This is a genomic window from Guptibacillus hwajinpoensis (assembly GCF_001039475.1).
GTDB classification, from domain to species: domain Bacteria; phylum Bacillota; class Bacilli; order Bacillales; family Guptibacillaceae; genus Guptibacillus; species Guptibacillus hwajinpoensis.
The window spans coordinates 480,820-494,860 of sequence record NZ_LELK01000001.1 but is presented as its reverse complement, the minus strand read 5'-3'; the positions used below and the strand labels follow the sequence as shown (position 1 = coordinate 494,860).

General features: G+C 38.6%; 13 protein-coding genes. 3 read left to right on the top strand and 10 right to left on the bottom strand.

The genetic code is table 11. The features are described 5' to 3' along the window. Positions 1-36: 36 nt before the first annotated feature. Both AB986_RS02630 and AB986_RS02625 read right to left on the bottom strand, forming a co-directional pair. Positions 37-2,097: a thioredoxin domain-containing protein gene (locus AB986_RS02630; protein ID WP_048309315.1), complete on the bottom strand. Its 2,061-nt coding sequence runs from the start codon at positions 2,095-2,097 to the stop codon at positions 37-39. A gap of 123 nt (positions 2,098-2,220) precedes the next feature. Continuing rightward, positions 2,221-2,748: a DUF6241 domain-containing protein gene (locus AB986_RS02625; RefSeq protein ID WP_048309314.1), complete on the bottom strand. Its 528-nt coding sequence runs from the start codon at positions 2,746-2,748 to the stop codon at positions 2,221-2,223. A 217-nt stretch (positions 2,749-2,965) separates the two neighbouring features. Between AB986_RS02625 and AB986_RS02620 the strand changes: the two genes are divergently transcribed. Beyond that, a complete protein-coding gene (locus AB986_RS02620) occupies positions 2,966-3,184 on the top strand; it encodes a hypothetical protein (protein ID WP_048309313.1) in 219 nt (72 codons plus the stop codon). A gap of 113 nt (positions 3,185-3,297) precedes the next feature. On the opposite strand, the gene AB986_RS02615 is transcribed toward AB986_RS02620, so the two are convergent. Both AB986_RS02615 and AB986_RS02610 read right to left on the bottom strand, forming a co-directional pair. Continuing rightward, positions 3,298-3,786: a hypothetical protein gene (locus tag AB986_RS02615; protein WP_048309312.1), complete on the bottom strand. Its 489-nt coding sequence runs from the start codon at positions 3,784-3,786 to the stop codon at positions 3,298-3,300. A gap of 48 nt (positions 3,787-3,834) precedes the next feature. Next, entirely contained in the window at positions 3,835-4,536 is a 702-nt protein-coding gene (locus AB986_RS02610) for a MerR family transcriptional regulator (protein ID WP_048309311.1), read from the bottom strand. A gap of 306 nt (positions 4,537-4,842) precedes the next feature. On the opposite strand from AB986_RS02610, the gene AB986_RS02605 reads away from it, so the two are divergent. Beyond that, the gene (locus tag AB986_RS02605) at positions 4,843-7,221 is read left to right on the top strand and encodes a penicillin acylase family protein (protein WP_152670906.1); all 2,379 of its coding nucleotides are present in this window, start codon (positions 4,843-4,845) and stop codon (positions 7,219-7,221) included. Positions 7,222-7,470: 249 nt separating this feature from the next. On the opposite strand, the gene AB986_RS02600 is transcribed toward AB986_RS02605, so the two are convergent. Then, the gene (locus tag AB986_RS02600; protein ID WP_048309309.1) at positions 7,471-8,538 is read right to left on the bottom strand and encodes a branched-chain amino acid aminotransferase; all 1,068 of its coding nucleotides are present in this window, start codon (positions 8,536-8,538) and stop codon (positions 7,471-7,473) included. A gap of 399 nt (positions 8,539-8,937) precedes the next feature. Between AB986_RS02600 and AB986_RS02590 the strand changes: the two genes are divergently transcribed. Continuing rightward, positions 8,938-9,555 (top strand): acetate uptake transporter, encoded by a 618-nt coding sequence (locus AB986_RS02590; protein ID WP_407921914.1) that lies wholly within the window; start codon positions 8,938-8,940, stop codon positions 9,553-9,555. Positions 9,556-9,625: 70 nt separating this feature from the next. On the opposite strand, the gene AB986_RS02585 is transcribed toward AB986_RS02590, so the two are convergent. The 5 genes from AB986_RS02585 to AB986_RS02565 all read right to left on the bottom strand — a co-directional run bounded on the left by AB986_RS02585 (position 9,626) and on the right by AB986_RS02565 (position 14,034). Then, entirely contained in the window at positions 9,626-11,206 is a 1,581-nt protein-coding gene (locus AB986_RS02585) for a long-chain-fatty-acid--CoA ligase (RefSeq protein WP_048309306.1), read from the bottom strand. 146 nt (positions 11,207-11,352) lie between these two features. After that, positions 11,353-11,943 (bottom strand): kinase, encoded by a 591-nt coding sequence (locus AB986_RS02580; RefSeq protein WP_048309305.1) that lies wholly within the window; start codon positions 11,941-11,943, stop codon positions 11,353-11,355. A gap of 23 nt (positions 11,944-11,966) precedes the next feature. Beyond that, positions 11,967-12,326, bottom strand: a complete 360-nt coding sequence (locus AB986_RS02575; RefSeq protein WP_048309304.1) for a nuclear transport factor 2 family protein — start codon at positions 12,324-12,326, stop codon at positions 11,967-11,969. A gap of 234 nt (positions 12,327-12,560) precedes the next feature. After that, entirely contained in the window at positions 12,561-13,091 is a 531-nt protein-coding gene (locus tag AB986_RS02570; RefSeq protein WP_048309303.1) for a GNAT family N-acetyltransferase, read from the bottom strand. A gap of 34 nt (positions 13,092-13,125) precedes the next feature. Next, positions 13,126-14,034: an aminoglycoside phosphotransferase family protein gene (locus tag AB986_RS02565; RefSeq protein ID WP_048309302.1), complete on the bottom strand. Its 909-nt coding sequence runs from the start codon at positions 14,032-14,034 to the stop codon at positions 13,126-13,128. Positions 14,035-14,041: the final 7 nt, after the last annotated feature.

The window sequence follows — 14,041 nt, the reverse complement described above, 5'->3', positions numbered from 1 at the left end:
CTATCAAAGGTTCCCCTCTGATAGCTTATCCCTTCTTTATAATTGCTTGATTAGTTTCTCCACATCTGTTGTAGGTAATGAACAGGTGAAATTCTCACAAAGATAGAACGTCGTTTGACTCGATTTCGTAAATGCAGAAGCAAATGGGGCAGTCTCTTTTAGTGATTCAGGATCTTCTGTACTAATACTTGTAAGCTCTGGTAAAAACGATTCTTGCAAATACCTCTCCATTTTCACTCTGTTTTCATCGTTAGGCTCTCCAACGATGACTACCTCTTTCGGTGAAGAAACAGTAAATAGTTTACTCATGAGAAAATAAGCATGTCCACTTGAATAGGAGCTAACATCACCAGAAAAAGCCGTGAACATCTGATTTGCCCATTCATCATACTTCATTTCACCGGTCATCTTCGATAAGCGAAGGAGCTGAAGAGCCGCAACACTATTACCCGAAGGAAGGGCACCATCATGAACATCTTTAGGACGTGCGATCAATTCATCTGCATCATGGCCGTACAAATAGAATCCACCACTCGTCTCATCCCAGAAAAGGTGATGCATCTCGTTTGAAAGATTTTTGGCTTTCTGAAGAAAATTGGAATCATATGTTGCTTCATACAGTTCATTCAAAGCCCATAAACCATATGCGTAGTCATCATGATACGCTTTGAATTTAACTTCCCCTTCTCTATAACGTGCCATTAACCTGCCATCAACAACTAAATGATCCTCTATGAATTCATACGATTGTTGAGCTGTTGTCAGGTAGGAAGGGATATCAAAAACTTTGCTTGCTTTAGCAAAAGCTGCAACCATTAACATATTCCAGCTTGTTAGAATTTTATCATCTTTATGTGGATGAATTCGTTCCTCTCTCACAGCAAATAACTTTCTACGCGCTTCTTCAAGCTTAGTCTTAAATTCATCTTCGGTTCCATCAAACGACTCTTTTATTTTCGTAAAGTTTGTATGGATCAAGTTAGGTATATTGCTACCTTCAAAATTACCTTTGGATGTAATGTCAAACGCTCGATTATATAGCGAACCTAACTCATCTCCAAGAATAGCGAGCACTTCCTGTTCTGACCATACATAGAACTTACCCTCTACACCTTCAGAGTCAGCATCTTCAGCAGAGAAAAATCCACCTTTACGTTCCGTCATATCTCGTTCTACGTATGTCAGCACATCACAAGCGATTTTTTTATAACGCTCATTTTTGGTTACTTGATAAGCTTCTGTATAGGTTAAAACAAGCATCGCATTGTCATACAACATTTTCTCGAAATGCGGAACAAGCCATTCTTGATCAACAGCATACCTAGCAAATCCATACCCAATGTGATCATAAATACCGCCATTCGCCATAGCATCCAGTGTTCTTGTTACCATTGTTAAGGCGAGTTCGTTTTCATATGTTCGATAATATCGGAGCAAAAACATGAGCATGTGGGGTGAGGGAAATTTAGGTGACTGACCAAACCCTCCGTAAATCGTATCAAAAGAGTTTTGCATTTGTTGGAAAGCCTGATGAACAGCTTCTTCCTTCAATTCTCCACCTTCTGCATTCATCCGTTCTTGAAGAGAAGCTGTGATTTTATCACCGATTCCTGTAATACGTTCAGGGTTCTCCTTATACTGTTGATACAGCTGCATAATTGCATCTTTAAATCCAGGTAGATTGTACTTACCTTCCTTTGGAAAATAAGTTCCAGCATAAAATGGTTTCTGATTAGGAGTTAAAAAAACGTTCAAGGGCCAGCCGCCCTGTCCAGTTAAGCCCTGACACACTTTCATATAAATCGAATCAATATCAGGACGCTCTTCTCGATCTACTTTGATCGAAACAAAACGATCATTGAGTAATTGTGCAGTTTCTTCATCCTCGAAACTTTCTCTCTCCATTACATGACACCAATGGCAGGTCGAGTAGCCGATGGATACCAAAACAGGCTTATTTTCATTCTTAGCTTTTTCAAACGCTTCATCTCCCCATGGATACCAGTCAACTGGGTTATGAGCATGCTGCAGGAGATATGGAGACTTCTCATGAATTAGCTTATTCTCATAGTGGTTCTTCTTATTATGATCGTCCATTGCTTCACCCTCCAACGTATATTTAAGTATGATCTATCTACAGTTTAACAAAAGAATTCACATAATCATAAAATCAATTAGCACTTAAATCACCACAAAAAGAAGCGGTGGCATCACCGCTTCTTAATAATGTTTTTCAATATATTTCTGTTCTTCTTCATTAGTCATCAATCGCTTTGCCTTACCGATTGTACCTCCGTTTAAACCCCAAATGTAATTATGTACGTCAACCGCATTTTGAAAATTACCTTCGTCCCATTCGTTCAATGTTTCAAGATAAAAATCAAAGTGCTCGTATTCATCTGACGTTCCTTTTATCTCGTCTAGTACCTCAAGCATGCGATCAATTCGCTCATCAGTAATTTGATAGATTCCCCACTTTTGTTTAGCGACGACCTTTTGATGTGTCATGCCATGCATGTATTCTTGAAATTCACCTTCTGAAGGTATCCCATCTTCAGAAATCAATGGTTTCCCATCATCAAGGTAACGATCCTGGTCAATGGGTTCTGACTTGTCACTAGCCGATTTACTGGACACTGTCTCTTTTTCGCTACTCGTATCCAAATCAGAAATAAACCAATATGTAAGACCAAGAACGATTACTACTAGAGATGATAATGAAATGATTAACGTTCTTGTTGAGGGCATTCTCGTTTTCAGCTCCTTATCGTTTATCTCTGCAAAAAGATATATAGAATGATTATTAAACAGGGTATATATACCTATATTTACATAGTTTGCTAGATAATCCGAAAGAAGTCAATGAATATACAGATATTTCGAAAAAGATTAGCACAATTTTGATAAAGACATAAGCATGTCCCTTCTCCTTAGCATAGCTTACTTATAGAAGGAGGTGTTCTTTATGGGAAACCGTCGTAGTGCAGCTACACCAAGAACATATATTAAAAACACCAAAAATGAAGTAGAATCCAGTGGCGAAACTTCACCAAGCTGTTCTCGCTTCTGTTCAAACGTGTGTGGAAGATTGTTTCCATTCAACTTTAACAGGTGTTTCAATGACTGCTTATCTTGTAAGGAAGATGTTATATTTGAAACAGATAACGAGTTTTACGAAGAATAGTTAGTTGTAAGTCACCTTATTGGTGGCTTTTTTTATACACATACAAAAGCGATATCTTTGGCATGTAAGATATCGCTTTTTATGCTGAAGAGCTATAGTCTCTCATATACACTCTATTGATCCCCAAACGTTTCTGTTACACCGAATGTATCCTCATGGTCATAATGATTGAAAGCTTTATCTAAATCATGATAATACCTGTGAAGTGAACGTATCTCAACTCTTGTTAGATCACGACTTGAGATATCCTTTATCGCTTCCAAATCCCTTTTGAGATCTTCATGAGCTACCCCGTTCTTAAGAAAATCATCGATGTATGAGATCGCAGCATTAACATGAATTTGTTGATCCTCTAAATCTAGCTCCCGATCAATCATTCCATAACCGGTTGTTCGATTATAATACTCATGAAAATCAGCGATAAAGTCTTCAACACGTTCATATTCTACAGGAAACGAAGCGGCAGATACTACCTCATCTGTACCTTCTACCTTCATACCACTCATTTCTGTATGAAGTGAGAAAATATAAATATAGAGAGCAGCGAATGTAGCAGCAACGAGGAGACTGAGGATGGAAAACATCGTTTTGACTTGATCCATTTTCATCTTCCCCCATTCGGATTTCGCCCTATCTATCTATTAAATCCGTTATTTGGCAAAACCAAAAATATTCTTGATTTTCGTTACACCCCACTTTGTATCATGTGATCTGCTTTCGTCGCGAAAACGGTCTTGCACAACCGCCATTAACCTTTCTTCTCTAGCAGAGATTCTCTCTTCTGATAACTTTCTTTCTAGTTTAACTTCATCTTGATAGAATTCTCTCTCATCAACCGAAACATCAGCAAGATTATCAAGTTTTTTCCCAATCGCACTCAATTCCATTTGATTAATTGTGGCATGAGCATCAGATGCTGTGGCGATTTCTTCATGCACAATTTCGTGAACTTGATGAACAATATCTTTTTCCATACGCTTAACGGTTTCATCCATCTTTAGAAGTTTTTTCACTTCTTCCGATTCAACGAAAGAAACAATCTTGGATAATGATAAATTAATATTTTCATGATCTGTAATAACCCCAGGGGATTCCTTTACTTCAACTTTCAAAGGCTCTTTTATTCGAAGCTCTAAAGTATTTGTTATAACATCGTCCCCAGCACGACTTTCTTTCATGTTATTTATTAACTGCAGTACTTCAATATCACCTATTGTATACGTACGGGCATTATTCTCATCTCGAGGTATTGTTAGAAAGGGGGCAAATTGTTCCTCCCATATTTTTAGAGTATGACGCGATACATTCAACATGGAAGCTACCCTGGAAATCATCATTGTGTTGCTAGTCATTTTCATTCCTCCCCGTTGATTTTATAGATGTATTCCATACTGACATATCAATATCCCTTCCGCATGACAAAGGTTCTTAAAAACAGTCAGAGACTTGCAAATATAGCTATGTTCTTCTACAAAAACCCGTATAGTGTAGGTTTATGAAGGACTTGTATTTGATTATGTTGTTTTTCATAACTCTCCATCTGAATTACTTCATTTATACTTTAAAATCGACAAAATTATCTGATAGAACCACCCAAAATAGCGCTTTGAATTCAGAAAATTATGGTAATATAGATTTAAAATGAAATGAGGGATGCAATGGGAACTCCAATCACCCCTGTAGAACAGGTTCAGCGAAGCAGATGGCCGCTTTACATTCTAGTTAGCGTTCTAGTTCTTTTGCTATTAGCAGGAAGTATTGCCTTCTGGTTCATTCAAAAAAGTGCTCCTGAAACAACGGGAGAAATCGTGCTACCTCCATTGAATGCACCTGTATCCATTTATCGAGACAATGCAGGTGTCCCGCATATTGAAGCTTCGTCATCTAAAGATCTCTTCATAGCTCAAGGATACGTAACAGCTCAAGATCGTATGTTTCAAATGGATCTCAGTCGCAGACAAGCTTCTGGGACTCTAAGTGAAGTAATTGGAGAAGCTACCATCGATAAAGATAAATTCTTTCGTACATTAGGCTTACGAAGGGCAGCAGAGGCTTCTTACGACGAATATTCTGATGAAGCGAAGCAAATTCTCCAATGGTATGCGGATGGAGTAAATGCTTATCTAACTCAAGCTAAATCAGAACGTTCTCTTCCCCTAGAGTTCACTTTTGCTAACTATGAACCTAATGAATGGCATCCAATTGACTCTCTCACAATTGGGAAGTATATGTCCTTTGATCTTGGCGGACATTGGGAAGGACAAGCATTTCGATATTACCTCCTTCAGAATTTCACTGAGGAAGAAGCAATGGATCTTTTTCCGAGCTATCCCGAAGACGGGGAGACGGTTATTCAAGAAGCACAGAAAAACTCAATTGATGTTACGAAAAGTTTTGCTAACGCGGTTGTACCCGATCCTTTTAATGGTAGCAACAACTGGGTCATCTCAGGCGAGAAAACTGCTTCTGGCAAACCACTCCTAGCAAATGATCCTCACCTAGGTCTTGGCACACCACCAATTTGGTATGAAACCCACTTGAATTCTCCCGAGTACAACGTGAATGGAGTAATATTTGCTGGCGTTCCAGGGATAATAGTTGGTCGAAATGAATCGATTGCTTGGGGAGTAACAAATGTGGGTCCAGATGTTCAAGACCTGTATATCGAGAAGCGTAATCCTAATCAGTCAAATGAGTTTCTCTACAACGATAAGTGGGAGAAAGCACAGGTGGAGGATGAAACCATTTTTGTTAAGGATGCCGAGCCAATTCCATATCAGGTAGCTATTACTCGACATGGACCAATTCTCTCTGAATTCGCATATGACGATCAATCTGATACAGCCCTCTCCCTGAGGTGGACAGCTCTCGATCCGTCAAACGAACTGGAAGCTGTGCTAATGATGAACAAAGCGAACAATTGGGATGAATTCAAAAAGGCGCTCACATTTTTCCATACTCCTGCACAAAATTTCGTGTTTGCTTCAACGGATGGGACCATTGCATATCGTGCCAATGGGCTCATTCCAATTCGAAAAAAAGGAGACAGTATGCTTCCTGTTCCTGGTTGGAATGATGAATACGAATGGGAAGGGTATATTCCATGGAATGATCTTCCTACAATTGTGAACCCTGAAGAAGGATTCATCTCAACTGCCAACAATAAAATCACAACAGAGGATTACCCCTATCACATTACACACACGTGGGCACAGCCTTATCGGCAGGAGCGAATTCGAGAAGTTCTTCTTCAAGACAATGAACTAGATGTAAAAGATATGATGAAGCTTCAGAACGATTTTGTTAACTTACAGGGAAAGGAATTCACCCCAATACTAATAAGTGGACTTATTCAAAAAGAATTAACGTCATTTGAAAAAGATGCTCTTAAACTCCTTAAAAATTGGAATTTCATCGATGAAAAAGATCAAGCTGCGCCACTTCTATTTCATGTATGGTTAGTAGAAATCGAGAAAAAGTTATTCAAAGGAACAATCGATAAAGAAATGATGAGTCTATTTGAAGGAAAAAGTCAAATAGTCGACCAGCTCATTAGACGTGCTTCTGAAGGCAACCCTGGTCCGTGGGTGATGAATGCTGGTGGTTTCGAATCTCTTTTAACTCAGTCATACAAAGCAGCTGTAGACCGAGCTATTAAGCTACAGGGCGACTCGCCAGAAGAATGGGAATGGGGGACATTCCACTCCGTTCCATTTGAACATCCTTTAGGAGCGATTAAACCTCTGAATCTTCTCTTTAATCCTGATGAACATGCTATGAGTGGAAGTCGCGTAACAGTTGGGGCCGCAGGATGGAGTACATCTACCGGTTTAGTGAATCACGGAGCACCATGGCGCGGGATCACTGACCTATCTACAATCGAAACAAGCTATAATGTCGTTTCACCTGGTCAGTCAGGATATGTATTTAGCAAATGGTATGATAACCAAATTGAGGACTGGGTTAACGGAGAGTACCATATAACTCAGCTTAAGGGGTATGAAACGAACTCAGATCACCTTATCTTAAAACCTTAACAAAAAGCCATCTCACTAAGTGAGATGGCTTTATTCTTTGACTCTTTTCTAAAAGATTATTGCTTTTGAAGATTTTTGTATAGAAAACTAAACTTCGCTAATTGGAGCGGAAGGATGCTCGACTCCTGCGGGACTAGTGGGACAGGTGAGACCCCACAGGAGCGTTAGCGACGAGGAGGCTCAAGTGTCCCGCCCCGCGGAAAGCGAGCATCCTGGAGCGGAAATTAACTCTCATAGCGAGTAATGCCATTATTTTATAGTGACGGTCCAATTTTGACTATCTTCTAATTTACCTGTTTGAATGCCTGTGATTGTATCATAAAGTTTCTGAGATAGTTCTCCGATTTCATGATTATTAATGATCATTTTCTCACCAGCCCAGTTTAGTTCTCCAACAGGTGAAATAACAGCTGCTGTTCCCGTACCGAATGCTTCTTCAAGTTGACCCTTTTCGGAAAGTTGGTGCAGTTCGTCAATGGATACTTTTCTTTCCGTAACTGGAATCCCCCATTTCTTCAACAATTCAATAACTGACATTCGTGTGATTCCATGAAGGATACTTCCGTTCAATTCTGGTGTAACCACTTCTCCGTTAATTTTGAAAAAGATATTCATACTTCCTACTTCCTCAATGTATCGCTTCTCGACACCATCAAGCCATAGGACATCTGCATTTCCATCTTTATAGGCTTTTGCTTGTGCTTGATAAGCAGACGAATAATTACCTGCCGTCTTAGCCATGCCAGTACCGCCTTTAACAGCTCTCGTGAACTTATCTTCTACGCTTATTTTGACTGGCGTTAGACCACCAGAGAAATAAGAACCAACAGGAGAAAGAATGATCATTAACTTATACGTATTAGAAGGTGCTACAGATAAGTTAGGTTCCGTTGCGATGATATATGGACGAACATAAAGAGAAGTTCCTGGAGTAGATGGAACCCAGTCCTGCTCAAGATGAATCAACTCTTTTAAGTAACCCATTACACGTTCTTCATCAATTGGTGGAATGCTTAGACGTTCGCTAGAAAGATTTAACCTCTCTAGATTTTTATCTGGTCGAAACAATAGAATACCATCGTTCGCACGATATGCTTTAAGACCTTCAAACACCGTCTGCCCATAATGAAAAATCATTGCAGCAGGATCTAATGTGATTGGTTCATACGGAATAATACGTGGTTCGTACCACCCTTTACCAGTTTCATAATCCATCACAAACATATGGTCCGTAAATGTTCTACCAAAAGGAAGCTGATCTTTCTCAGGCTTCGCTTTAAGGTTTGTGTTTTTTACGATTTCTAAATCAGTACTCATAGCAAGGACTCCTAACTTAAGTGAAATTGGTTATTTAAATTGCCCCTCCCATATGAAGGTAGCTAGATTACAGTCTATTGTACTTGCTATCTCTAACGAGTTAAAGCTTTATTGTGAAGAAAGATAAAAAATTCAGTGATTTCTTTCTTTTCTTCTATTTGAACTTCTATCCCTTTTTTATTATTTGTAAGTCCGATCAGACAGAATCTAACATTTTCTAAAGTTCCACCAAATTTTTTCGTTTTTTTAACTAAATACTGTAAGCGATTACGATCTAGGCTAAATAAGGATAACGATTTAACCATATCTCATGAAAAAGGTTTTCTTGATTTATTTGCTATTGCATTGATCCAATTTTTTATGTAAATTAGTCAAGTATGTTTATTAGGAGGTATCATCATGAATCAAACACAAACCACTCAACGAGTACAAATGGCAACAGCTGATCCATCCGCTCTTGGATTATTCGGACTTGCGATGGTGACACTCGTAGCCTCTTCCGCCAAACTAGGCTGGACAGAAGGCGTATCTTTCGTTCTTCCCTGGGCAATTTTTCTCGGCGGAATTGCACAGTTGATTGCTAGTTTTCTAGATTCGAAACACAACAATACGTTTGGAACAACAGCCTTTGCTGCATTTGGCCTATTCTGGTTAGGAGTAGGAACGTCATGGTTAATTCAATTCGGTGTTTTTGGAGAAGCGGCAGCAAGTACTGTTGACCCTAAGCAGCTAGGAATAGCTTACATTGGATATTTGATTTTCAGTCTCTTTATGACCATTGGTGCAATGGAGACACATAAAGTACTATTCTTTATCTTCGTTTTTATTGATTTCTTATTTATCGGTTTAACATTCTCAACCCTTGGCATACTTCCTGTAGGGATGCACCTTGTAGCTGCCATTGCTGAGTTCTGTATTGCAATGTTGAGCTTTTATGGCTCAGCTGCAAGCGTATTGAATACTCATTTTGGTAAAGTAACGTTACCAGTTGGAAAGCCTTTCGGTGTTTTTAAATAGGTTTTCTATTAACTGCAATAAGGATCGATCACGATTGTGATCGATCCTTATTTTTATCTTTACACTTATGCTAGTTAACTAGTCGATTATGGCCTTTCCAGAACGACTTACGAATAACCACTTTTTGAATTTTACCTGAAGCTGTTTTTGGAAGTTCTTCACTAAACGTAATGCTTTTCGGAGCCTTGAAATGGGCAAGTTTCTCTCGACAGAAGGCTATTAACTCAGCTTCAGTTGCTACCTCTTCTCCCCTTAAGACCACGACAGCATGTGGTACTTCCCCCCATTTTTCATGAGGAATAGAAACGACGGCTGCTTCGAGAACAGAAGGGTGTTCATAAAGAATGCCTTCAACTTCTATTGACGAGATATTTTCTCCCCCACTAATAATCACATCTTTCTTGCGGTCGACAATTTCAATGTTTCCATTTTGATCTACGACAGCCATATCACCAGTATGAAGCCAGCCGTTACGAATTGCAGCGTTCGTGGCTTCTGGGTTTTTGTAATACCCTTCCATTACGCCGTTTGTTCGTGTGATGATCTCTCCTACCGTTTTCGCGTCATGTGGTACGTCATTTCCCAGTTCATCAACGACCTTTACTTTGCTACCAATCATGGCGTAACCAGCTTTTGCCTTGAGGCGGTAGGATTCTTCTGGTGATGCATCTAGATCCATCGATCGTAATTCAGAAATTGTAATTAATGGAGAAATTTCCGTCATCCCATATACCTGTATAAATTTCCAACCTACGTTTTCTTCCACCTTTTTCACAAAAGCTGGTGGCGGTGCAGAACCAGCAATTACAACTCGTACGTCCTGTTGGATATCTAGTTTCTCTTTCTCGAACGCTTCTAGAACCATATTTAAAACAGTTGGTGCCATATGTAGAACAGATACATTATGCATTCTTATTTTCTTAAGAATAAGGTGTGGATCTGTTCTACGAAGCATCACCTGAGTAGCACCATTCGCTGTATAGTAGAAAGGTGATCCCCATCCATTAACGTGAAACATAGGAAGGACATGAAGTAGAGTATCTTGATCATTGACTTGTAAATGGTGCATCGCTGATAGCGCATGCAAATAATTCGATCTGTGACTCAGTAGAACACCTTTTGGATTCCCTGTCGTTCCACTTGTATACAACAATGATGCGATATCACTCTCTTCTAACTCAGTTCGCTCAAAAGTGTCATCTGAAAATGTCGAAATCCAAGATTCATAAGCAATACATGTATCGCCTTCACTTCCATGAATAATGACATGCTCTAATTGTTCTAATTGTGGTATAACGTCTGCTACCAAAGGATAGAGCTCCTGGTCAACAAATAACACCTTGCTCTCACTATGTTCCAAAATAAATTGGTAATCAGCTGCTTTTAGGCGAGTGTTTAACGGTGTCATAATGCCACCAACTTGGAATACACCATAAAATCCTTCGAGCATTTCAATCGTGTTGGGCGCTAAATAAGCGACCTTATCTCCTTTTTCAACACCAATTGATTGCAATCCCCTTGAAAGCTGATTCACCCTTCCATTCAATTGGTTATAAGTGAAACTACGATCGTCTCCAATGATCGCTAGTTTTTCTCCATACAAATCTACCGCTCGATCAAGAAAGTCCGTTAACAGCAATGGTACATGCATCACATCAGCTCCCTATACTTGAAATCGGTTACAATTTAATTGTAACCATGATTGTGTACTACATCAATAGTTTGTGAGTAATACAGATTATACGACAGTTTTCAAGGTTTTCTGACTATAAGATAACGATAATTAAATTATGTAAACTAAGTTCGAATAGTGAAATTTGCCTTTTCGATGGGATTTACCTTTGTCATGTAAAACTCCTCTGCTTTCCAGTAGCGAGTTTGAAATTTCTCAAGCTCTGTTTTTACTCTTTCATTTTCTCTGGCAAATCGTTTTTCCCTAGGACAGTCTAGAAACAATACACGATCAAAAAATTCTCTCCACTCTTCACGCTGCAAAAAAACACCTTCCACTATAATTAACTCTACTTCTGCTAGATCTACCGATTGCAGTTTCTGTACATCTTTTAAGTTATCGTAATAGGGAAGTGTCAACATCATTCGTTCCTTCATCAGTAAAAAAAAGTAATTCGTTAACCATTCAATATCCCATTGAAAAAAATAATACTCAATCCATGCATCCTTTCCTGTGTTATAACGCTTGCGACGCTCTACAATATGATCATCAATATGAAACGTATGATAACGTACATTCTTTTGAATCAACTCATTTTCAATCTGATGAACAAATGTTGTTTTACCGGAACGACTAAGCCCATCTATTCCAATGATAAGTGGATGATCTGACTTTCTACTTTGCAATAGATAATTGATAATCCAGTTATGTTTCAAGGGTTAACCTCCAAAAGACTATATTATGATTCAGTTAACGTTCCTTGATGAAAAAACATCTTCCAGTGACCGTTATCCAATTTCCATATTGAACTACGAAGGGTATTTTGATCCCTCGTTAAATCTTTCACATGATAGGTTGCTAATACAACACCTTCAGCTAAAAGATTAATTTCAAAATTAGTAAGAGTCATGTCTCTTACACTTAATCCTTGCCCGCCAACTGAGTCTTCTTTGCACCAAACTGTACCTGAACTTCCAAACTCAAAGAATCCTTCGCATAGAAGCTTGTCAATTTCAACAGGTGATTGACGAATATGAGGTTTTAACAACTGTAGTTCTAAATCTAAAATCCGTTTTTTTAATTCGAGTTGATCTTCCATAGCCACTCCTATTCCCTGTTCAAATATAGTCAATATTTTATTAATAGGCTATTTTCGTATACATTGTTGCTATAAGAGGGGGTTAATTTCCGCTCCAGGTGCTCGCTTTCCGCTCCAATTAGCTAAGTGTGGGTTTATTATATTAAATTCTTTCAAAAGCAACAACCTTTTAGAATTGAGCCTATTAAAAGCATTGAACGTAATAATTTTCAATGCTTTTTTTGCTCTTCCATTCTATTGTTTTGCCAACCATTCGTTTTCTAAAATACTCATTTCCCACAAACTCCAATACTCAATGCCGTTCTTTCTATAGTCTCTGAGCAATCCTTCCTTCGTAAACCCTGCTTTTTCATAACAACGAATGGCCGACTTATTAAACTCAAAAACGCCCAGACTAACTCGATGTAAAGCAAATTCATTAAATGCAATTTTCAAAAGTTCTTCGATCATTCGTTGACCAATACCCTGACCTCTTACATCGTTATCGCCAACTAACACTTTGCCAATTCGTGCTGATTTGTTCGTTTTATCTAATTTCCCTAAAGAAATATGACCGATCACATTTCTGGATTCTTTATGTATGACTTTATACACAAATACGCTCGAGTCATCTTTGTTGGCACCGTTAACATAGGTTTCTAACTGACTCACGGTTAATGGATATGTAAATCCAGGTCCTCCCCACTGTAGTAAAAAATCTTGCGATGGAATCCAATCCATCAGCTGCTGAAAATCGTTTGGTTCAAAGTAACGAAGTTCTATCATTGTAATCTCCTCTTTGTTCTATTCATTTTAATCTCTAGTTAACATTGAAATGGGCATGATATAGCTTTTCAAAAATATCGATCATTTGAAAAAAGTCCTGATCGCAGTCGTTACCTTCTATTGTCCAAGATGTAGCTAGAACGGCATGACAGTATCCCCAAAGTAGTAAACGTTCTTTATCTAAATGAAGTTCTTCAGTAAAGATGTTGATTCGCTTCTCGGTTAATTCATAAACATTATGACGTGGAAGTTTGTTTAAGAGAAATTGAATAATATCAAACTCAAGTTCACCAATTAAACCTTTTGGGTCAATTGCTGTCCAATGATTCCCCCTAGAACTTAGCACATTATAGTGATGAAAGTCACCATGAAGAAGGAACTGTTGTTTCGGAGTTCGAAGTAAAGACGTGCATATTCGAAGTGCCTTCTCCAGCATCTCTTTCGAAATTGGGCCGACACCATGATCATTGGTAAGGACAAGTGTTCTAAGGCTATCTCTCTTCGCATGGATTGAAGGAAAACGGGAAGTAACAGGTGCTTCTATAGTTAGTTCCTTTAAGACATTAGCAGCAATTCGACAAGCTTCCTCATCATCTTTCAATTCTACAAGAGTTGTCCCAGGTGAAACTTTGTGTAAAAGAAGGATACCATTGTCACGGTCATAATCTATTATTTTTACGATGCACCCACCAAGCAGTTGTAACGCCTCAAGCTCATTAAGAAATTCTTCACCTGGTAAACAAATTTTCACGACTACTTCTCCACCATCTTGGAAAAGAGCAGGTGCAACATAATTAATGGATAGAGCATAAGGTTCATGGATCTTCATATCCCATTTTTGTTCACTGTAATGAATCAATTCGGGTAGCTTTAGTAACCATGAAGCACCTCTCTCGCCATAATATAATTGAACTAACCTGACAAATTCACTTTGCAGCTTCATAATATCC

What these genes read in the sequence shown, in the direction of transcription:
- AB986_RS02630 (WP_048309315.1), bottom strand. Translation starts at nt 2,097, where the DNA reads ATGGACGATCATAATAAGAAGAACCACTATGAGAATAAGCTAATTCAT.
- AB986_RS02625 (WP_048309314.1), bottom strand. Translation starts at nt 2,748, where the DNA reads ATGCCCTCAACAAGAACGTTAATCATTTCATTATCATCTCTAGTAGTA.
- AB986_RS02620 (WP_048309313.1), top strand. Translation starts at nt 2,966, where the DNA reads ATGGGAAACCGTCGTAGTGCAGCTACACCAAGAACATATATTAAAAAC.
- AB986_RS02615 (WP_048309312.1), bottom strand. Translation starts at nt 3,786, where the DNA reads ATGGATCAAGTCAAAACGATGTTTTCCATCCTCAGTCTCCTCGTTGCT.
- AB986_RS02610 (WP_048309311.1), bottom strand. Translation starts at nt 4,536, where the DNA reads ATGACTAGCAACACAATGATGATTTCCAGGGTAGCTTCCATGTTGAAT.
- AB986_RS02605 (WP_152670906.1), top strand. Translation starts at nt 4,843, where the DNA reads ATGGGAACTCCAATCACCCCTGTAGAACAGGTTCAGCGAAGCAGATGG.
- AB986_RS02600 (WP_048309309.1), bottom strand. Translation starts at nt 8,538, where the DNA reads ATGAGTACTGATTTAGAAATCGTAAAAAACACAAACCTTAAAGCGAAG.
- AB986_RS02590 (WP_407921914.1), top strand. Translation starts at nt 8,938, where the DNA reads ATGAATCAAACACAAACCACTCAACGAGTACAAATGGCAACAGCTGAT.
- AB986_RS02585 (WP_048309306.1), bottom strand. Translation starts at nt 11,206, where the DNA reads ATGCATGTACCATTGCTGTTAACGGACTTTCTTGATCGAGCGGTAGAT.
- AB986_RS02575 (WP_048309304.1), bottom strand. Translation starts at nt 12,326, where the DNA reads ATGGAAGATCAACTCGAATTAAAAAAACGGATTTTAGATTTAGAACTA.
- AB986_RS02570 (WP_048309303.1), bottom strand. Translation starts at nt 13,091, where the DNA reads ATGATAGAACTTCGTTACTTTGAACCAAACGATTTTCAGCAGCTGATG.
- AB986_RS02565 (WP_048309302.1), bottom strand. Translation starts at nt 14,034, where the DNA reads ATGAAGCTGCAAAGTGAATTTGTCAGGTTAGTTCAATTATATTATGGC.